At 58.6% G+C, this 20190-nt stretch carries 19 protein-coding genes and 2 tRNA genes; 4 read left to right on the top strand and 17 right to left on the bottom strand.

Translation table 11 applies throughout. The features are described from left to right. Positions 1-892 precede the first annotated feature (892 nt). From K3725_RS11560 to K3725_RS11525, 9 genes are all read right to left on the bottom strand, one after another. Positions 893-1135: a helix-turn-helix domain-containing protein gene (locus K3725_RS11560; protein WP_260015481.1), complete on the bottom strand. Its 243-nt coding sequence runs from the start codon at positions 1133-1135 to the stop codon at positions 893-895. 759 nt (positions 1136-1894) lie between these two features. Further along, positions 1895-2764, bottom strand: a complete 870-nt coding sequence (locus K3725_RS11555; protein WP_260015480.1) for an SIR2 family protein — start codon at positions 2762-2764, stop codon at positions 1895-1897. Next, on the bottom strand, positions 2761-3756 hold the full coding sequence (locus K3725_RS11550; protein ID WP_260015479.1) for a ParA family protein: 996 nt from the start codon (positions 3754-3756) through the stop codon (positions 2761-2763). Before K3725_RS11550 ends, K3725_RS11555 begins: the two co-directional genes overlap by 4 nt. Before the next feature lie 260 nt (positions 3757-4016). Next, entirely contained in the window at positions 4017-4226 is a 210-nt protein-coding gene (locus K3725_RS22630) for a ribbon-helix-helix protein, CopG family (RefSeq protein ID WP_409201565.1), read from the bottom strand. Further along, a complete protein-coding gene (locus K3725_RS11545; protein ID WP_260015478.1) occupies positions 4219-4401 on the bottom strand; it encodes a hypothetical protein in 183 nt (60 codons plus the stop codon). The genes K3725_RS22630 and K3725_RS11545 overlap by 8 nt, the downstream gene beginning before the upstream one ends. A gap of 437 nt (positions 4402-4838) precedes the next feature. Continuing rightward, positions 4839-5324 carry a hypothetical protein gene (locus K3725_RS11540; RefSeq protein ID WP_260015477.1) on the bottom strand — a complete coding sequence of 162 codons (486 nt, stop codon included), beginning with the start codon at positions 5322-5324 and terminating at the stop codon, positions 4839-4841. A gap of 208 nt (positions 5325-5532) precedes the next feature. Next, positions 5533-6999: a site-specific integrase gene (locus K3725_RS11535; RefSeq protein WP_260015476.1), complete on the bottom strand. Its 1467-nt coding sequence runs from the start codon at positions 6997-6999 to the stop codon at positions 5533-5535. A gap of 205 nt (positions 7000-7204) precedes the next feature. Then, positions 7205-7278, bottom strand: a tRNA-Cys gene (locus tag K3725_RS11530). 105 nt (positions 7279-7383) lie between these two features. After that, complete coding sequence (locus K3725_RS11525; protein WP_260015475.1) at positions 7384-8097, bottom strand: CbiX/SirB N-terminal domain-containing protein; 714 nt, start codon at positions 8095-8097, stop codon at positions 7384-7386. 174 nt (positions 8098-8271) lie between these two features. Here K3725_RS11525 and K3725_RS11520 point away from each other — a divergent pair. The 4 genes from K3725_RS11520 (at position 8272) to K3725_RS11505 (ending at position 13489) form a co-directional block, all read left to right on the top strand. Next, positions 8272-8345 (top strand) — tRNA-Gly (locus K3725_RS11520). Between the two features lie 165 nt (positions 8346-8510). Further along, the gene (locus tag K3725_RS11515; RefSeq protein ID WP_260015474.1) at positions 8511-10310 is read left to right on the top strand and encodes an ABC transporter transmembrane domain-containing protein; all 1800 of its coding nucleotides are present in this window, start codon (positions 8511-8513) and stop codon (positions 10308-10310) included. A 243-nt stretch (positions 10311-10553) separates the two neighbouring features. After that, positions 10554-12443: an acyl-CoA synthetase gene (locus K3725_RS11510; protein ID WP_260015473.1), complete on the top strand. Its 1890-nt coding sequence runs from the start codon at positions 10554-10556 to the stop codon at positions 12441-12443. A 119-nt stretch (positions 12444-12562) separates the two neighbouring features. Further along, entirely contained in the window at positions 12563-13489 is a 927-nt protein-coding gene (locus K3725_RS11505) for an alpha/beta hydrolase (RefSeq protein WP_260015472.1), read from the top strand. Between the two features lie 6 nt (positions 13490-13495). Here the strand turns inward: K3725_RS11505 and K3725_RS11500 are convergent, their stop codons facing one another. The 8 genes from K3725_RS11500 to K3725_RS11465 all read right to left on the bottom strand — a co-directional run bounded on the left by K3725_RS11500 (position 13496) and on the right by K3725_RS11465 (position 20190). Continuing rightward, positions 13496-14053, bottom strand: coding sequence for a DUF4453 domain-containing protein (locus K3725_RS11500; RefSeq protein ID WP_260015471.1), 558 nt, complete (start codon positions 14051-14053; stop codon positions 13496-13498). Positions 14054-14118: 65 nt separating this feature from the next. Further along, positions 14119-14955 carry an alkaline phosphatase family protein gene (locus tag K3725_RS11495; RefSeq protein WP_260015470.1) on the bottom strand — a complete coding sequence of 279 codons (837 nt, stop codon included), beginning with the start codon at positions 14953-14955 and terminating at the stop codon, positions 14119-14121. Positions 14956-15100: 145 nt separating this feature from the next. After that, entirely contained in the window at positions 15101-15925 is an 825-nt protein-coding gene (locus K3725_RS11490; RefSeq protein WP_260015469.1) for a DUF2182 domain-containing protein, read from the bottom strand. Between the two features lie 6 nt (positions 15926-15931). Further along, the gene (locus tag K3725_RS11485) at positions 15932-16573 is read right to left on the bottom strand and encodes a DUF1326 domain-containing protein (RefSeq protein ID WP_260015468.1); all 642 of its coding nucleotides are present in this window, start codon (positions 16571-16573) and stop codon (positions 15932-15934) included. Further along, positions 16570-16779 carry a hypothetical protein gene (locus K3725_RS11480; RefSeq protein ID WP_260015467.1) on the bottom strand — a complete coding sequence of 70 codons (210 nt, stop codon included), beginning with the start codon at positions 16777-16779 and terminating at the stop codon, positions 16570-16572. The genes K3725_RS11485 and K3725_RS11480 overlap by 4 nt, the downstream gene beginning before the upstream one ends. A gap of 8 nt (positions 16780-16787) precedes the next feature. Continuing rightward, a complete protein-coding gene (locus K3725_RS11475) occupies positions 16788-18425 on the bottom strand; it encodes an ABC transporter ATP-binding protein (protein WP_260015466.1) in 1638 nt (545 codons plus the stop codon). Further along, positions 18422-19237 carry an ABC transporter permease gene (locus tag K3725_RS11470; protein ID WP_019295750.1) on the bottom strand — a complete coding sequence of 272 codons (816 nt, stop codon included), beginning with the start codon at positions 19235-19237 and terminating at the stop codon, positions 18422-18424. Before K3725_RS11470 ends, K3725_RS11475 begins: the two co-directional genes overlap by 4 nt. Continuing rightward, positions 19234-20190, bottom strand: a complete 957-nt coding sequence (locus K3725_RS11465; protein ID WP_260015465.1) for an ABC transporter permease — start codon at positions 20188-20190, stop codon at positions 19234-19236. Before K3725_RS11465 ends, K3725_RS11470 begins: the two co-directional genes overlap by 4 nt.

Raw genomic sequence — 20190 nt, 5'->3', positions numbered from 1 at the left:
ATTCATGAGATGAATCCCTCACCCGATTTGCGCAACAGAGCCTCACACTAGTGCAAACTGCAAGAAGAATAATCTTGAATGGGGAAACCATTCTAAACTCGAGGGTATCTCTGTTCGTTTGATACGCACAGGGCTAGCTCTATCCCGGCTCTGAGCTGAAGCCGGTCTACTGGACCTAGGGATCGTCTATGGTCGTAAGTTGTCCATACCTTCTGAGCCTCTAGACTTGTCGCCATCTCAAAGGCTAGCTCCCATCTATCCGGCTTCTTCCTACCTAGGGTTTGCTCTATCTTTCACTTATCTAAACCACACCTATTCTGCTTTATTCTTATAGATACTTGTTAATCTAACCATGATCTACTAGAGGTGCTTACCTATACCTGCTTTGGGCTGATCAGATCTTACCGAGCTATCTATGCTAACTGGTTCTTATCCATGGCTAACTCTACCATAAATCTGTTCTAATCTATGCCTCTTCTCCCCGGCCTGCTCTAGATACGTCCCTATCTTCGATAGTTTTGAGACAGATACAGCAAAATAAGGGCAATACCTGCAAATCTCCGGCAAGGGAGGCTGTTCTATCTTAAGGAGGCACACAAGTGCCAACCCCGGGCTAGCCCTATCAATAAGCCAAGGGTGCACAGGTGCAAAATAGATAGATGTAAGGCAGCAGACCGTACGCTGCACTAGCAGCGCTAGCAACGAGGTTAACCCCTCAGGGTGCCCCTACTTCCTAGGCCATGGGTTCCGGCCCTCAGGCGGGCGCTGCGGCGCTCTCAGGCCAAACACCATACTGCCTCCGTCCCGGCCTTGGTTTGCACTAAGCCAGGCCCACGGGGGAAGCTCGGCGGTTGGGTTGAGTAGAACCCACCTCGCAAAATTTTTTGCAGAATTATGTCTTGAGTTCCGAAAGCTGGCGGACTGCCTCTGCCGGGTCGAAACCAAGCACTTCTCCTAGTTTGATCAGTTCAATAACGTCGATGCGCCGCTGTCCGCTCTCGATACGCGCTATGTGTGACTGGTACTCGCCGAGCAGTTGGGCAACCTCGGTTTGGTTTAGCCCAGCTGCCAACCTGTAAGTTTTTATGTATGCAACGAGTGCGTCGTGCCTCTTGTCGCCTAAGGTCTTTGGCATTCGCTGCACTCCATCCTTGCCAGATGGAAGACGCTCTTATATCCATTATTCGGTTATCTAAAAAATGGATATTTGTGGGTGTCACATGTGGATCTTTGGACTGGCAGTAGTTGTATTCTTCTTAGTGCGTCACTCGGTTCGACGAGGGCGCACGTTTGTTCGTGCTGTAGACTACTTACGGCTGGTAGATGCTGGGGCTTCGGTGGCTGAAGCGAACGACCTTTCCAGCAATCTGTTCACCCCAAACTCGAACCCCGGTTTCGATCAACTAGCCACTCAGCGCGCCAAGTCTATTGCCGATAGGTGCTATGCAGGTAAGCAGTTGCCGCTGATCCAATTGGCACGCTCTAAAGGGTTCAAAGTTATGTGAAGAAACGATGAAGGGCGCTCAGGTGCAACTCAAGGTCCCGCTTTGCGTGGATAGTGCCCTTTGCAACATGAGCGCGACCGGTCATGCGGGAAGTGCCCACCGGCCTTTTCCGGTCTTTCATCGCGCCACCCGCCTCCGTAGCGCAGGGTACCTATTGCGGCCATTCATGCTGAGCGCAGCAAAATCGCCGGGGGAATCGCCGAGGCCGGGACCAAGCCGTCTTTCGCTGCGCGCGCAGCTTGGGCAACCCCGGGCGTCTGCTTTCGCACTAAGAGCCGTCGCAGAAAATCGTGATCAACGCAGCTTCAAAACCAACAATCCAATTTATTGCAACACAGCAAAACATCCTTTCCCTACACTAAAGTGGAAAGAACTTAAACAACCAAGGCTCAGCCGAACACGCCTAGTTCCGCAGGAACAGGTGCGACGTTATCCATTATTGAAGCCAAAGCCTGCAATGACTCTAAAAGTTCGACATGGTGGTCTTTTGCATCATAGGTAAGACATTTAAGGTTTCTATTAGACCGCAAAGAGCTAACCATATCTTTTGGAACTTTTGAGGACGTCACCAAGTAGTGAGGTCTCGAGTGAGGAAAGTTGAACCTGTGGTTTTCGAGCAGAAGGTTGAGGTCCGGGTCAGAAATTCCACAACCAATAAATAGAAAAGTGTGAGACAAGAGACATGCATCTAGAACATCATAAAATGCCGAATGAGAAACGCGTGCCTTAGCATAGTCATGCTGGGTGAATATAAGTTCAGCGGGATGCTCGATGGAGCCATGAACTTTAATAATATGTGTTCTGTCCTCTCTCAAAAAATTATGCACATCAGGATCTGTATAACGCATGACCGAAACAAGACCGCCGGTTACGCCACTCACGTAGTTTTCAAAAATCTGATCGAAGTTTGGCGTTAAGTAGATCCGCTGATCCAAGTTAAAGATGACCTTGTGAATTTCTGCTGGTGAAAATCCAGGGGTCACAAATTTCGCACGAAGGAATGGGGACCACTCCTCTTCCATTTTGTTTTTAAGCCACTCGCAAGCATGCAAGAGATCGTTCTCTTTGATGGCCTTCTTGATATGCGAAGTTCCTTTGCTACCCACTTTTTCCAAGGCCGAGTTGAGAAATTCAACCCAAAGTGGCGGGCGAGTCTCTCCATCCTGCCCAATTGAATTTTTCGAGACGCCGCTGCCGAGGAAGACAACTACCCTCCGCGCCAATAAATCTCGCTTGAGTTGATCTGGCCAGTCAATCATTCCAGCCACCCAGACCGTTCGACAATCTCTTCTGCCACAGCACCAAAGGTTTCTCTAGAATCTTTTACTTTTGAAAAATGTGCCCCACGAACCCCATCTTGGGCTTTGAGCTTAAACACTGGCGCTCGCGCTGATTGAGATAGCGGGATCAAACTATGCAAGTTTGGAATTGCACCAAGATCAAATCTCTTGTTTGGAGCAGCTAATGGAGTGGTTTCGGATAGTTCCCGAGACACGACATCCTCAAATTGTCGCATTATCCGCTCGTAGGCGTTAACCGCTCTCTTGTTTCCTTTCGAGTCAGCTTTAGCAATATACTGTTGAGAAACGTATCCGACGAACTGGAGTTCCCGCGCCAGTTCAACGTCCACTTCGTCAGGATCGTCTACATTCAATACACCAACATCCCATTGCTTTTTCCATTTTGACATCCACGTGGAAATGTTTTCTATTGCCTTGACGCTAAAAATATCAATCGACATTGGGGCTACAAAAAAATCGCTCGCCAAAAGCACAGCTCGATTTATGGATCCCAGCGAAGGGCCGACATCAAAAAATACATAGTCATACCCATCGCAACGTTTCATCAATTCTGCAAAAAGAAGAGTTGTCCTCATACCCCGAGCGTCTCCACCAATTGCGGATCCCCAGTCCTTTGCAAGCAAGTCCTCAGTGAGAGCGAGACGCGGATCACCGGGCAGGACGTCCACATCGAAACGTGGACTCGTAGAAACGCTGAGTTCTCGGCTATACCCTTTCCCAAGTGACAGCGGTCGAATAACATTGTAGAGAGTGAAGGATGATGTCTCTTCATAAAAGTATGACAGCTTTTTGTCACCAAACATGTACTGAGTCGCGTTGCACTGAGGGTCTGCATCGATAACTAGAACCTTCGCGCCATATTCGTCGGCAACGTATGCAGCTATATTGCAAAGCAGGGTCGTCTTTCCGACACCACCTTTGTTATTAAAAAATGTAATTGACCTAGCCACGGGTAGCCTCCTCATGCTTCCGCATAGGTTTTTCAAATATTAGGCGTTGGCGCAAGCTTTCGATCACTTTTACAGGTTTGGGGCTTCTGGCTCGCACTGCGATCGACATGCTGCGCTAGCGAAAGGCTGCTTGCAAAGCCGCGGCGGCAAAGGGCTCAGGCTAACAGGGCTCACCGCGGTGCGGGGCGTGATCGAGTCCAACCGAGGCCTCAGGGGTGGCTGGCTGGTTCACTTCCTTCGGCGTGCAGAGATCAAGAGTTCTACACGTCTCGCCGTGAAACACGCCATGCCTCTTCCGACTTGGATCGAGCCTTATCTGTGGTCGAGAATCGGTTGGGGTGCTCCTGGCTGAACTCACGAAGGCAGATTCGCACCAGTTCGGACAATGAACGCCCGTATGTCTTTGCGCCAGCCTGAAGCCATTCATCGATGTCTGGATCGACTGTGATGGTGATCCTGTGCTTACTCATCGTTTGCACGCCTTAGATCATTGATGGCTGCTGCCGCAACCGCGACTCCAAAAACGACCCCCATCTCAGCCACCGTGCTGCCGCCGAGTGGTAAGAAGTGGAATACGTCCGGTAGTAGACCTTTGGCGACTGCGAGCAAGAGCAGTACCACGCCACCAATAGCAATAAACTTCATAAACGCCTCCATTTTAGCGCCCTCGATGATAGCTGGAGAAGGTTAATAATAAGTTGCTACTGCATCACATTGCGCCGATTAATCTCGCTTCTGGCGCCGAAACCGCCAGAGGCCAAGAACGCCTGTGAATGTACCGATTGTTCCTGTGATTGCCCCCAAATAGCGAGCGCTAGTGTTCCCGTTAGAGCGCTGAAACCCAAGCCCAATCCGCTTAATCAAGTGTTGAAAGTCCGCTAAACGCCGTTTGCGACTTGCTGCACTGGCAAGGGAATGCCAGTGGGCGGACGACAGCAAAGGGCTCACTGCAACTCAAAAGTCCAAGCTGAGATGAGGTCTACTGCTCGCAGCGTCTGCACAGGTGTGGTCTCAGTTTGAAGAAAGCAATCACTTAAAAGACAGAGGTTTCTTTCTAGAATGCGGGTCTCTGGGGCTGAACATTAAGTTAGTGCTTCCGAAGCGCACCTGGCCCGAAAAAGTCTCAGCACACTCTCAAAAACGTTTTCCATATCTGAAATGCTAAAGGAGCCGTGCGTCATTTCATGCATGTATCGCCATTTCACGAAGGCGTCAGCATGATGGTCCAGTATTGACGCGGCATCCATGCCGAGGGGATCCAGAGGGGAAGGACTGTGCCAAGGGCACGATATCCAAAGATCGTTTTCTATTTTCTCCTGCTGTTCCGGCTTGAGCATACTGAAGAGCTTGGAGAGATTGTGCTCTCGAATGGTTTTGGAGCCTTGATCCAAGGTAATCCAAGCCTTTAGTGCCAACTCCATCGCGAGGGCCAACAGCATCGGATCTATCCCAAGTCCAGCGGGGGGGTTGGGTTCTGCTATTAGCCCCTTATTTGCTTCTCTTACGCGCTCTACCAGCGCCTCCGCGGTATCCGCCATCTTGATGGCGATTCTCAGTTCGTTTCGCATGAATACCTAAGCCTGTTTGTGTGATCCTAAGCCTTAGGCTGAGTGGTGCCTCCGGGCAAACAATCAGTCTCGACAGCCTACAGAAGCGAACTTTCAATTTTATCAGGGAGATCGAAAGGAACGTTCAGGCGCTGATGATCGACCGCAGGCTGGAGCTGCAGCATACAATAGTTGCGGGCAACAATCGCTTTACTGTCGTTTCCGTAGTTCAGCTCTTCGCGGGAGGTGCTAGGCAATTCACGGCTTCCTGGAGCTGTAGAAGGGTGTAGCCTTCGCGATTATACACTTCTTGAGTTACGCCTGACCTTGCGTGGCCGACTAGGCATTGAATAATCGGTTCTGGCACACTTGCTTGGCTAAGGCGTGTAACGACAGTGTGTCTCAGGCTATGGAAAACCAGCCCTGGTTCTTTCATAGCCAGCTTGGGTAGGAAACTTTCGTTGCACCAGCGCCCTAAGTTGCGGCCATATCCACCGTTGGCGCTAAAGCTATAGTCGGGAAACAGCCTAGTGGCGGAATTACGGCTTTTCACGAAGTCAAGAAACCCGATACTGATCAACTCTGAATGCAGAGGTACCTTGCGCTTCCCTGCTGTTGTTTTAAGCCGCTTATTGTTGTCACCTTCGTCAGTGATATTCAGGAACCAAATGCCATCACTGACCTGCACATCAGCGACGTCGAGCTGGCAGATCTCGTTGAGGCGTGCCCCGGTGAACATGCCAAGGAGCATTGCCCATTTATGGCTATCTTTGCGCACCAGCCCGGATGTGTTTTCAGTCAACTCATTGTAAAGCTGACGGGCTTGTTCATGCGAGAAGGGTTTGCGCTCAGTGTCACTGTTCTTGGCCTTGGCAACTTTCATGCCGTCAAAAAGGGTATGCGGCGCATAGCCGTGTCTCTCTGCCCAGTCGAAGAAACCCTTGAACATTTGAATGTGGCTGTTGATCGTCTTGGGTGCGATCTTGTTGTGGCCAGGTTCTTTGATGACCTGCCTTAGTGGCATGGCCTTCAACTTTGGCTTTGTGTTCCTGCTTGCCGGTAGTGCCTGCAAAACCTTCTTGACCTCATTCGCGTCTTGCTTGGTGATGGTGCCAAGGGGACGGTCTGGGCCAAAATACTCCACGAGGATGTTCAGGTATGCCTTGTTCTGGCCGATAGTTTTTTTAGCCCACTGGCGTGAATGTTCTGTGATGAAATCCTCCACCGCCGTTCCCAATGGTGAGGATGCCTCCACCGGCTGCGTAGCGGGCTGCTCAGGGGCTTCGTGCATGTTTTGGAAGGAGTACCGCTCCAGATTTGAGATGCGCTCCAGAAGGGCCTCTATTTGGTCCCTGCGTGCCTTTCGCAGTTCTTGCAGAATTTGATCGACGTTCTCTGGCGCGGCGGCTCCTGGGAGGGTGCAAAAGTTAATGAATTTGGTTTTGTGATTTTCAAGGTACGTATCGGAGGCGAGGTCGTCGAGTCCACCTAGAGCGTAGCAATGGCTTTCGTGTTCCAGCTCAAGGATTTGCTTCGCCTTGGGTGAACCGCCAGTCCGAGCCAGCCAGTCATCGTATTTCTCGAGCGAGCGCCTAAAATAGTCTTTGACATGAGCGCGTAAGTGTTCGTGCCGCAGGTGTGCCAACGAGGGATCTTTCGAAATGGATTTACCGCAACATGCAAGATAGCGAGCCAAGTCACTAGCCCGATTAGGGCATCCTGTCCGTAACGAAACTCTTACTGTTGTACGGTGTGCTTGAGGAATCTTGGGTAACGGCCAGCGGAAGTAATATACTCCATGCCGGGACTTGCTCAGGTAAGATGACAGCATCATGGATCGTGTGTCTCACTGGGTGTCACACTCGATAGCCAAAATGCTAAGTCATTGATTTAGAGTAATATGGAGGCGAGTACCGGAATCGAACCGGTGTACACGGATTTGCAATCCGCTGCGTCACCACTCCGCCAACTCGCCATCCGTGGTGTAAGGCGTGATTAATCACATGCCCGTGGCTGGCGCAAGAGGTCAAATGCCTTTGCTTGAGCCGAAAACTGCTTTTCTTTCCGGAAGGCTAGAATTTCACTCAGACGCGCTGGGGTCAAGGCTTGCGCGGCGGATGGCTGCGGCGATCAGGGCCGGGGCTCCAGGCAGGGCGCCGGCCACTGGCAGCACCGTGCCGCCAAAGCCTGCGGCTTCCAGGGCTTCGGGGATATCCTCTTTCACGTGATCGCCTGCCTGGGCAAAAAACGGCAGGCAGAGGGACTGTGCGGGCAAGGGGGCGGCAGCGGACGCGAGGCGCGGCGCCTGCTCAATGTAGCCCAGAGACAGGGTGCAGCCCGGCAGCAGCGGGGTGAGCCGGGCCGCGAAATCCTCTGCGGCTTCTGCGGCGCGGGGGCCGCGGGCAGAGCCATGGGCGGCCAGCAGCAGGTTCAGTGCGTTGAGCGGCCAGCCTCGTTGCGATGCCGCCTGCTGCACCGCATGTGCAGCAAGATCCGGCAGGCCGCTGTCCAGACCGAACGGCGTGGCCATCCGGACGTTCCGGCCCTGCAGACGCCCCGGCAGCACCTTGCTGGTGAAAAAACCGCGCGACATGAAAAACGGGTAGACCACGGCGCCGTCCTCCACCACCGTTTCCAGTCGGCCGGGATCAGCCAGGGTGGCAGAGCGGACATCCCAGCCCGGAAGATGCGCGGCAACGGCCCTGGCTGTGCCAGCCAGATCTGCCTCTGCCGGAGCGGGGGCGGAGGGCTGGCCATGGGCGGTGATAACTGCGGTCGTCTGAGAGCGGGTCACGGCGGGTTTCCGGTATTTTGGACAGGCGGCGGGGCGGTTTATTTATGCTGTTATCTGGGGGGCTTGGCAGGGCTTTCGCAAGGGGGGCGGTGAAATTTCCATCCCTGCAAAGGCAAACGAAAACAAGGTGGTTGACCTTCCCCGGCGCTTCACCTAAATCAGCAAATGTCCTGAGCGGGTATGGTGAAATGGTATCATAAGAGCCTTCCAAGCTTAAGGTGCGGGTTCGATTCCCGCTACCCGCTCCAGACCTTCCCAGACCGCCGGATTGATACCCCATGACGCAGGGCGCGGCTGTTTTCAGGCGCGTTTTGAAACGGCTCAGCGCTTGACGCGCCGGGCCTGCGGGGCCATGAACCTTGGCGACTATGCGGGTTCAGGACCCGCGGGACCAAAGTGCAGAAGGATCCGGAATGGCGCGGAATAATGCGGCCCCGAATGCGGAGCAAGAGCGGGAGAAGTCCCGGAAAATCGGCGTGCTGTCGGCCCTGTGGCCGTTCATGCGGCCCTACCGGCTGCTGATGCTGGCCGCGGCCTGCGCGCTGGTGCTGACGGCGGGCCTTTCGCTGACGCTGCCCCTGGCGGTGCGCCGGGTGGTGGATAACTTCCGGTTCTCCGATTCCGAACTCCTGAATCTTTATTTCAGCGCAGCACTGGTGATCGCCGCGCTGCTGGCGGTGGGAACCGGTGTGCGCTATGCGCTGGTGACGCGGCTGGGCGAACGGGTGGTGGCCGATATCCGCAAGGCGGTCTTCGACCGGGTGATCGGCATGAGCCCGGAGTTCTATGAGCGCATCATGACCGGCGAGGTGCTGAGCCGGATCACCACCGACACCACGCTTATCCAGTCGGTGCTGGGCTCGTCGGTGTCAATTGCGCTGCGCAACCTGCTGATTTTCCTGGGCGGCATGGTGCTGATGCTGCTGACCTCAGCCAAGCTGACAATGATGGTGCTGCTGATCGTGCCGGCGGTGATCGTGCCGATCCTGGTGCTGGGCCGCCGCCTGCGCGCCATAAGCAAGGAGAACCAGGACTGGATCGCGGCCTCCTCCGGCAACGCGGGCGAGGCGCTGGGCGCGGTGCAAACGGTGCAGGCCTTCACCCATGAAGCCGCCAGCCGTGAGACGTTCTCCGGGCTGACCGAAACCGCCTATGACGTGTCGCTCCGCCGTATCCAGACCCGCGCAATGCTGACGGTGATCGTGATCTTCCTGGTGTTTTCCGGCATCGTGGGCGTGTTGTGGATGGGTGCCAACGACGTGCGCGCGGGCGTGATGTCCGAGGGCACGCTGATCCAGTTCGTGATCTATGCAGTGCTGGTGGCGGGATCGGTCGCGGCGCTGTCGGAGATCTGGAGCGAGCTGCAGCGCGCAGCCGGGGCAACCGAACGTCTGGTTGAGCTGCTGAATGCCGAGGATACCGTGCTGGACCCGGTTGCGGCCCAGGTGCTGCCTGCACCGGTCCGGGGGGAAATCGCGTTTGACAACGTCTCGTTCCGCTACCCTTCGCGCCCGGATGTTTCGGCGCTGGATGACGTGTCGCTGACGGTGAAGCCGGGCGAGACTGTGGCCTTTGTCGGTCCGTCGGGCGCGGGCAAGACCACCATCATCCAGATGCTGCAGCGGTTTTACGATCCCAGCCAAGGCGCGGTGAAGCTGGATGGCGTGGCGCTGACGCAGCTGCAGCGGGATGAGTTCCGCCGCCACATCGCGCTGGTGCCGCAGGATCCGGTGATCTTTGCTGCTTCGGCGCGCGAGAATATCAGGTTCGGCCGGCCTGAAGCCACCGATGCAGAGGTTGAGGCTGCTGCTGAAGCGGCTGCGGCGCATGACTTCATCTCCAAGCTGCCGGACGGCTATGACAGCTTTGTCGGGGAGCGCGGTGTGATGCTGTCGGGCGGCCAGAAGCAGCGGATTGCTATTGCCCGCGCCATCCTGCGCGACGCGCCGGTGCTGCTGCTGGACGAAGCGACTTCGGCGCTGGATGCCGAAAGCGAGCGCTTGGTGCAGGCGGCGGTGGATGAGCTGAGCCAGGGCCGCACCACGCTGATCGTGGCGCACCGGCTGGCGACGGTGAAAAAGGCCGACCGCATCGTGGTGATGGACCAGGGCCGGATTGTCGCCACCGGCACCCATGATGAGCTGGTGGGGCAGGGCGGGCTTTATGCACGCCTGGCCAAGCTGCAGTTCACCGAAGGGCTGGCGGCGGAGTGAGCGCTGCGCTGTTTAACATGACAAACGCCCCGGAGCCGATCCGGGGCGTTTTTCCTTAAAAACTGCCCGCTGCCGGAAAATGGCGCGACGTCACCGCCAAAGCTGCCTTGGCGTGACCCTGCCGCGGCGCTTGCGCAATCAGGTGATTGCAATAATCTGGGCAAAAAACAGAGACACCCTCCGTGCACCGCCCGTACACCCCCTGTACACCGGCTGTCCAGCGGAGGAACGGGGAGGAGAGTTATGGGTTTTTCCGGAATCGCGGACCGCGATGCGCTGCAGAATGAAATGCCGTATGAGGCGCGGGACCTGCCGGCCACATTGTACGGGCTGCTGTCGCGCACCGCGGACAAGTTTCCCAACAGCAAGGCGGTCAGCTATCAGATCTTCTCCGGCGCCCAGGACAAGGCGGAGACGCTGACCTGGAGCACGCTGAGGGAGCAAGTGTGCCAGGCGGCCAACATGTTCCGTGCGCTGGGCATCGGTGAAAGCGACGTGGTGGCCTATGTGCTGCCCAACTGCAACGAGACGCTGGTCACCATGCTGGGCGGTGCGGTGGCGGGGATCGTGAACCCGATCAACCCGCTGTTGGAGCCGGAGCAGATCGCCTCGATCCTGCGGGAGACCAAGGCCAAGGTTGTTGTCACCCTGCGGCCGTTCCCGAAAACGGATGTGGCCCAGAAAGTGGCTGAGGCGGTGCGCCATGCGCCGGGTGTGAACACGGTGCTGGAAGTGGACCTGAACCGCTATCTGACGCCGCCGAAGTCCTGGATCGTGCCGCTGATCCGGCCCAAGATGGACGGCCGCCCCAGCCATGCGGATTACCTGAATTTCTCCAAGGAGATGGCGAAACAGCCCAAGACGCTGAATTTTGCCGACAGTGCGGGCGACCGGGTGGCGTGCTATTTCCACACCGGCGGCACCACCGGCATGCCCAAGGTGGCGCAGCACAAGTATTCGGGGCTGGTCTATAACGGCTGGCTGGGCAGCACCCTGTTGTTCACCGAAGAAGACAACATCATGTGCCCGCTGCCGCTGTTTCATGTCTTTGCTGTGCATGTGATCATGATGGCGGCCATCGCCTCTGGCGCGCATGTGGTGTTCCCGACGCCGCAGGGGTACCGGGGCGAGGGCGTGTTCGACAGCTTCTGGAAGCTGATCGAGCGCTGGAAGATCACCTTTATCATCACTGTGCCCACCGCCGTTTCGGCGCTGATGCAGCGGCCGGTGGATGCGGATATCTCCTCTGTGAAAACCGCATTTTCCGGTTCCGCGCCGATGCCGATGGAGCTGTTCAAGCGGTTCGAGAGCGCTTGCGGCGTCGCCATCGTCGAGGGTTACGGTCTGACGGAGGCCACCTGCCTGGTCAGCTGCAACCCGCCGGGCGGCGAGAAGAAAGTGGGGTCAGTGGGCATTCCGTTCCCCTATACGGATGTGCGGATCGTCAAGCAGACCAACGACGGGGCGCTGGAGTGCGGCCGCGACGAAGTGGGGGAGATCTGCGTGTCGAACCCCGGTGTTTATGCCGGCAATACCTACACTGAGGCCGACAAGAACGTGGACCTCTACTACCAGGAGAAATACCTGCGCACCGGCGATCTGGGCCGGATCGACGAGGATGGCTATCTGTGGATCACCGGCCGGGCCAAGGATCTGATCATCCGCGGCGGCCACAACATTGACCCGGCAGAAATCGAAGAGGCGCTCTTGGGCCATGATGCGGTGGCCTTTGCTGGGGCGATCGGCCAGCCGGACGCGCATTCGGGCGAGCTGCCTTGCGCCTTTGTCGAACTGGTGGCCGGCGCCAGCGTCAGCGAGGCGGAGCTGCTGGAATACTGCAAGGTGCATGTGCATGAGCGGGCGGCAATCCCGAAGCATCTGACGGTGCTGGACGAGCTGCCGAAAACCGCGGTGGGCAAGGTGTTCAAGCCCGACCTGCGCAAGATGGCGATCACCCGCGTCTACAACGGCGCACTGGAGCAGGCCGGCGTGGCGGCGCGTGTTGTCAGCGTGACCGACGACAAGAAACGCGGGCTGGTGGCGCAGGTGGCAGCCAACGGCAGCTCTGACGCGGACATCGGCGGTGTGCTGAACAATTTCACCCGGCCATGGGAGCCGGCGGCGGCCGCGTGACCCCGCCGGACAGTGTGGGATAAGAAGCGCCCTTCGGGGCGCTTTTTCTTTCAGGCATTCCATTTGCGCAAAACTGTGCCTAGGCTCTCCGGGACAGCGGCGTGCAGGGAGGCTCGCAGATGGATTACGAACGGCTGATCGACGAGGAGACCTGGGACTTCATCCAGAAGACCGGGGAGCTTTATCCTGATGACGCCGTTGACATGAGCATCGCGGAGCAGCGCCGCATCTACAATTCAATGGCGCTGGAATTCCGGGTACCGCGGCCCGATGTGGTTGCGGTGGAGGAACTGTCGGCCAACGGCGTGCCTGTGCGTGTCTATACCGCGGGCGATCCGACACGGACGGTTGTGTTCTGCCACGGCGGCGGCTTTGTTGTCGGCGGCCTGGACAGCCACGATGATGTCTGCGCCGAGATCTGCGCCCAGACCGGATACCGGGTGGTGGCAGTGGATTACCGGCTGGCACCGGAACACAAGCATCCGGCGGCCTTTGAGGATGCCTGGGTGGCGCTGGGCTGGGTCGAGGCCGGGTACGGCAAGGGTGTTGTCCTGATGGGGGACAGCGCCGGGGCCAACATTTGCGCCGCGGTGGCGCATCACGCGCGCGGCCGCTGCGAGACGATTCTGGGCCAGGTGCTGATCTATGGCACCTTTGGCGGTGACGTGAACCAGGGGTCCTACATTGAACATGCGCAGGCGCCGATGCTGACCCGCGAGGACGTGCTGTACTACATGGATATCCGCACCGAAGGGGAACCGCCGAAGGATGATCCGCTGTTTGCACCGCTGGCTGACAGTGACTTTGCGGGTTTGCCGCCAACGGTGCTGGTGACGGCGGATTGCGATCCGGTGCGCGATGACTCGCGCGATTACCGTGACCGTATCGTGGAGGCCGGCGGCAAGGCGCATTGGATCAACGAACCTGGTCTGATCCACGGCTACCTGCGTGCGCGCCACAGCGTGGGCCGGGCGCGGGACAGTTTCGAGCGGATTTCGGTCGCGGTTGAGGCGCTGGGGCAGGGGATCTGGCCCTATGACGAGTAGCCCGGTCTATCCGGCAATTTCCCGGCACTGCTCCTGAACCAAAGACGTGTCCAGCCAGCCGCCGCTGGTGACCTGCCAGTCAGGGTCCGAGGTGGTGACATAGGTCCAGCGGCCCACCGGAATGTGGGAGTATTTCACGTAGTCGCCCGGATCGATCTGCCCGACCAGCGGCGCATCAGGATTGTGGCCGGCCCGCAGCCCCACGACCGGTCCCAGCCAGCCCAGGCAGGCGCTTTCAAGCTCGTCGCGCAGCGGCAGGTCCCAGAGCTGGTAACGCAGCAACAGGTCATCCAGGTCCAAACGGGTTTGCTTGGTGTTGACCCGGCAGCCGAAGCGGGCCTCCATCTGCTTCACGTCCGCAACCAGGCGTTCCGCCTGCGGCGGCAGGGATACTGATTTGCCGGTGCAGCCGCCGTTGTTGAACACGGCCTGTCCCAAAGGGGAGCCGAAACAGTATCCGGCCCGGTCGATCAACGCATTGCGGGTGAACCAAAGATCGTGGCAGGCGTCGCTGGCCAGCGCCGGGGCGGCCAGCAGGGAAAACACGGCAACAAGAGATTTCATGGCAAAGTCCTGATGGCTGAAAACGGCGGCTGGGGGCCATCCTAGCACAGAGCCGCCGTTTCAGGTTATTTCAGGAACGGCTCTGCCTTCATCGTGTCCGCAACCGGCGCGCCCAGCCGTTTGAGGATTGTGGGCGCCAGCTGCCGCTGGTCGATCACGTCGCCATGATCCGGCCCGTCCGCTTCGCCGAAGTAGTAGAGCGCGGTTTCCTGCTGCAGCGCGCCGCGGCCGCCATGATGGCCGCGTTCGTCCTGGCCATGGTCGGCGGTGACGATCACCTCATAGCCCAGATCGCGCCAGCGGGTGATAAAGGGGGCCAGCATCTCATCCATCACGAAACAGGCGTGGTCCATTTCCTGGCAGTCGTGGAAAAAGCGGTGGCCCATGCTGTCCAAGGTGCAGGCGTGCAGCATGCCGTAGTCCAGCCCGAAGCGCAGGCAGAGGTTGGTCAGGGTGGCAAACAGATCGACATCAGACGGAGTCATCTGGTTGTCCTTGCCATAGCCGGTCATGGTGTGGAAACGGCCATGGTTGATGGTCTTGCTTTCCGGCTCGTCATATTCGATGTCGCGCACATAGTCGAAGGGGTGGCGGTTGAAGAAGGACGACCAGTAGCTGTGCGCCACGGCCCCGGTGACGCCGCCGGCTTCGCGGACCTGGCTGAACACGTCTTTTTCTTTGAGCCGGAACACATTGGCATTGCCGGTGCAGCCGTGGATGGCGGGCGCGACGCCGGTGTGGATCGAGGCATAGCAGCTGGCCGAAATCGACGGCAGCACCGCCCGCAGTTTCCAGACGCGGGCATCTCCGCTGTCGACCCAGCCTTCGAGGTTCCCGAACAGGCGGCGGAAATTGCGCCAGGGCACACCGTCCAGAATGATGAGCAGGAGTTTGTTGTCCATTCGCCGAATCCCTTTGCCTTGCGATGGCTTCGGGAGGGTATCATTGCGCCCATTTCTTGAATTGCCATTCAAAAAAACGGCGGATCGGCCGCAAACGGGCATTTTCGCAGGGGCGTTGCAGAATTGCCGGTTCGCGGCGGCAGTCTCAGGGGGCTGTCACAATCACATAGCTGCCTGCAAGAAGCAGCAGAGCGCCGGAGCCTGCAGTCAAGAACCTGGGCCAGGGCAGGGTCTTCTCGGCCAGCACAAACAGCGCCAGCCCGGCGATCCAGTGGAGGTTCATGATGCCGCCGGCAAACAGCAGCAGCATCAGCGCCCAGCAGCAGCCAAGGCAGAAGGTTCCGTGGTGGGCGCCCATCAGTACAGCACCAGCCAGGCCTGTGCGGTTGTGCCGGGTCAGAAATTGAACCGGCAAACGGCAATGGGAGAGGCAGGCGTGCTTGTAGGGGGTAAACTGATAGGCGCCCGCCGCCAGCAGCAATGCACCGCCAAGGGTGCGGCTGCTGAGCGACATCATGGGGCCGTCGGACAGGCCCATTGTTTCCAGCCTCCACTGCAAAGCGGTGGCGGCAGCAGAGAAGAAGGCCCAGGCCAGCAGGTAGCCGCTCAGGAACAGCAGGCTGAGCAGCGGGGCGCGGCCGGCGCGGGACCCGGATTTCTTGATGGCGGTGAACAGCAGCAGCACCGGGGCCGCGCTGGGGGTCATCATGGCGATCATCATCACCCACCACATCACAAAGATCAGCATCGCATAGCCCGCAGTCCACGGCGTGCCTGCGCCCATCGCCATCGGCTCACCGATGGGACGCGCCATCCGGGTCATCTCAACCGCGGTCATATCCATGCCCGCGCCAAAGACAGTGCAGAGCCCGCTGAGCAGCACGACGAACGCAACTGCCGCGAGAACAACCATCCGGTCATTGCGGGCCAGGCATTCGGCTGTGCCGGGTATATGCTGCGGGAGGGCCATTGCAGGTCAGGCCGCGCGCTCAACGCCCCTGCCGGTCAGGTGCAGCTCGGCGACGTGGGCGTGGGTTCCGCTGTTCTTGTCCAGGCTGATGGCTGACCCTGGCGTCCGGGTCGTGCCCTGACAGACGGAGGCCTCGGAATACTCAAAGCCATTGGGCAGCTTGATCTGGACCGAATGCGGCGCCCCTGACACGATATGTGCAATCGGTTCGACCCTGGTTTCTCCGATACTGCCTGCCTTGCCATGGCCAATGCCGGTTTCCGCGTCAAAACTCAGCGACACCGGCGCGCTGAGGGTCTCATGCCTGGTTGTGCACATGGCATTGAAGACAAAGAACATCGTTGCAAACTCTTCGGTGTCCTGGCCGGTCATGATCGCCTCCACCGCGGATTTCTGCTCCGCCGTGGCGCTGTCGTCGATGATGATCTGCATCTCGCCGTTGCCCTCGTGAATGGGGCCTGGCCATTTGTAGATGGCCGCGGCGTGCAGCCCGTCCAGCTTGGTGTCCCCGTAGTGGCCGGTATCGATGCGGAAGGTCAGCATTGCTTCGCAAGTGCCGTCATTGGGGAGCTGCGAAAACTGGCAGGGACACCCTGGGACGCAGTTGCAATTGGCGATCTCGAAGCCGTGAATTGCCCAGTCTTTCATGAAGGTTCCTCCCCTTTTTCCTGCAGTCGCAACAAAACTGCCCGGTAATTCGGGTTGGCTTGCCCCACCTTAGCCACGCTCAGAGTTTTTATATTTTTCGCAGCGCATTTCGCTGCATTACCCCTGTTGCGATAAACTATCACAAAACTGTGATATTTGAAAAAGAAAAAGCCCCCGCTGGCAAACAGCAGGGGCTTTGCATCCATTTGTGGATTTAGTTGCCGGCGCTTTCCATCTTGCGGTGTGCGATCACTTCTTCCAGCCACCCCAGTTTCATCTCCGGGACGGAACTGAGCAGAAGGTCAGTGTAATCGTCAAACGGCGGGCTCAGCACCTTTGACTTGCCACCGTAGCGCTGCACCTTACCCTGGTACATCACTGCGATGTTGTCGGAGATGGCACGCACCGTTGCCAGATCGTGGGTGATGAACAGATAGGCCACATCTTCGATCTTCTGCAGTTCCAAGAGCAGCTTCAGGATGCCGTCTGCCACCAGCGGGTCGAGCGCCGAAGTGACCTCGTCGCAGATGATCATCTTGGGCTTGGCCGCCAGCGAACGGGCGATGCAGACACGCTGCTTCTGGCCGCCGGACAGCTCTGCCGGATAGCGGTCCATGAACTTCTCACCCAGCTCGATCTCGTCCAGCAGCTCGATGATCCGCTTACGCTTCTCTTTGCCCCGCATGCCAAAGTAGAACTCCAGCGGGCGGCCGATGATGGTGCCGACGGTCTGGCGCGGGTTCATTGCCACGTCTGCCATCTGGTAGATCATCTGCAACTCGCGCAGGTCCTCGCGGGTACGGCCCTTGAGGTCAGGCGAGAGGGTGCGGCCGGCAAATTCGATCTCGCCCTCACGCGGCGGCAGCAAGCCGGTGATCACCCGGGCGAGGGTGGATTTACCAGAGCCGGATTCGCCCACCACCGCCAGCGTCTGGCCGGGGTACAGATCGACGTTCACATTATGCAGCACGTCGAACTGGGTGCCCTTGTAGCGCGCGGTGATGTTGCGCACGCTCAGCACCGGCTCTGCGGTGGGGGCCTTCTCCTCATGCTCGATGGAGCGGACCGAGACCAGCGCCTGGGTGTACTCCTCCTGCGGGTTGTTGATGATCTGGTCAACAGGGCCGTATTCGACGGTGTTGCCCATCCGCAGAACCATGATGTCGTCGCTCACCTGTGCCACAACCGCCAGGTCGTGGGTGATGTAGAGCGCGGCAACGCCTGTGTCGCGGATCGCCTCCTTGATCGCCATCAGAACGTCGATCTGGGTGGTCACGTCGAGCGCGGTTGTCGGCTCGTCGAACACCACCAGATCCGGCTCCGGGCACAGCGCCAGCGCGGTCATGCAGCGCTGCAGCTGGCCGCCGGACACCTGGTGCGGGTAGCGTTCGCCGATGTTGTCCGGATCCGGCAGGCCCAGCTTGGCAAACAGCACCCGGGCGCGGGCCTCGGCGTCCTTGCGGGAGAACTTCTTCTGCTCCACCGCTGCCTCGACCACCTGGTCCATGATTTTCTTGGCCGGGTTGAAGGAAGCTGCCGCCGATTGCGACACATAAGTCACTTCGGCGCCGCGCAGTTTGCGGATGTCCTTGTGGCTGCCCTTGAGGACATCGCGGCCGTTGACCCAGACCTCGCCGCCGGTGATCTTCACGCCGCCGCGGCCATAGGCCATCGACGCCAGCCCGATGGTGGATTTGCCGGCACCGGATTCACCGATCAGCCCCAAAACCTTGCCGGGCGCGAGGTCAAAGCTGACCCCGTGCACGATCTCGATGTCGCGGGGGCGTTCGCCCGGCGGGTAGACGGTCGCGCCGATTTTCAGGTCGCGGACTTTCAACAGAGTATCGCTCATCCGCGGCCTCCTTTCAGCGATGTGGTCCGGTTCAGCACCCAGTCAGCCACCAGGTTGACCGAGATCGCCAGGGTGGCGATGGCAAAGGCCGGGATCAGCGCGGCAGGAATGCCGTAGACGATGCCTTCCTTGTTTTCCTTCACGATGCCGCCCCAGTCAGCTTCTGGCGGCTGCACGCCCAGACCCAGGAAGGACAGGGTGGAGACAAACAGAACCGCAAAGATGAAGCGCAGGCCCATCTCCGCGATCAGCGGGGACAGTGCGTTGGGCAGGATCTCGCGGAAGATGATCCAGGCGGTCTTCTCGCCGCGCAGGCGGGCTGCCTCGACGTAGTCCATGACCTCGATGTCGACCGCAACGGCACGGGCCAAACGGTAGACGCGGGTGGCGTCCAGAAGGCCCATCACCAGGATCAGCATCGGAATGGTGACCGGCGCAACCGACAGCACCACCAGGGCGAAGATCAGGGTTGGGATCGACATCACCAGATCGACAAAGCGCGACAGCGCCTGGTCAATCCAGCCGCCCATCACTGCGGCAAAGAAGCCGAGGACAGAGCCCAGGGTGAAGGACAAAACCGTCGCGGCGGTGGCGATGAAGATAGTGGTGCGGCCGCCATAGATCATCCGGCTGAGAAGGTCGCGGCCGATGTTGTCGGTGCCCAGCAGGTAGTCTGCGCTGGAGGGCTCCCACACATCGCCGACCACTTCGCCGACGCCATATGGGGCCAGCAGTGGCGCAAAGATGGCGCCGAGGAAGTAGAGGGCCGTGAAGAACAGCCCGATGAGTGCGGAAATGGGGATATTCTTCATTTCGGATGCCTCAGGCGCGGGTTGCTCAGGATGGCGACGATATCGGCGATCATGTTGAGGCCGATATAGACGGCGGCAAAGATCAAACCGCAGGCCTGCACAACAGGCACGTCACGCTTGGACACGTGGTCCACCAGATACTGGCCCATGCCGGGGTAGACAAAGACCACTTCGATCACCACGACGCCGACCACCAGATAGGCGAGGTTCAGCATCACCACGTTGACGATCGGTGCAATCGCGTTGGGGAATGCGTGGCGGTAGATCACCTGAAAGGCGTTGAGGCCCTTGAGTTCAGCGGTTTCGATATAGGCCGACTGCATCACGTTGAGGATCGCGGCGCGGGTCATCCGCATCATATGCGCCAGAACAACCAGCGTCAGCACGGCAATCGGCAGCGCGATGGCGTTCAGCTTCTCGAACAGGCTCATGCTGTCGTTGACCATGGCCACCGAGGGGAACCAGCGCAGCTGCACTGCGATGAAGTACATCAGCACGTAGCCGATCAGGAACTCTGGGATCGAGATCGAAGCCAGGGTGACGGCGGAGATCATCTTGTCGGGCCAGCGGTCCTTGAAGCGGACGGCAAGCAAGCCCAGGAAGATCGCCAGCGGAACCGCAACCACGGCAGCCCAGAAGGCGAGGAACAGGGTGTTCCAGAAACGGCTGCTGAGAGCCTGGGCGATGTCCTGGCCGCTGGTCAGTGCGGTGCCAAGATCGCCCTGCATGGCGCCGAAGAGCCAGGCAAAATAGCGTTGTACGGGAGGATCGTTCACACCCAGCTCAGCCCGCAGGTTGGCCAGTGCCTCCGGTGTTGCCGACTGACCCAGGATCGATTGCGCAACGTCGCCCGGCAGAACGATGGTGCCGGCGAAGATCACGATTGAGATGAGCAACAAAAGAAGGAGGCTCAGCGCTATGCGCTGAGCCAGGAGTTTTACGATCGGTGACAT

The organism is Leisingera sp. S132 (assembly GCF_025144465.1).
GTDB lineage: Bacteria > Pseudomonadota > Alphaproteobacteria > Rhodobacterales > Rhodobacteraceae > Leisingera.
Note: the sequence above shows the minus strand (reverse complement) of the source record. Positions and strands in the feature narration are given on the sequence as shown.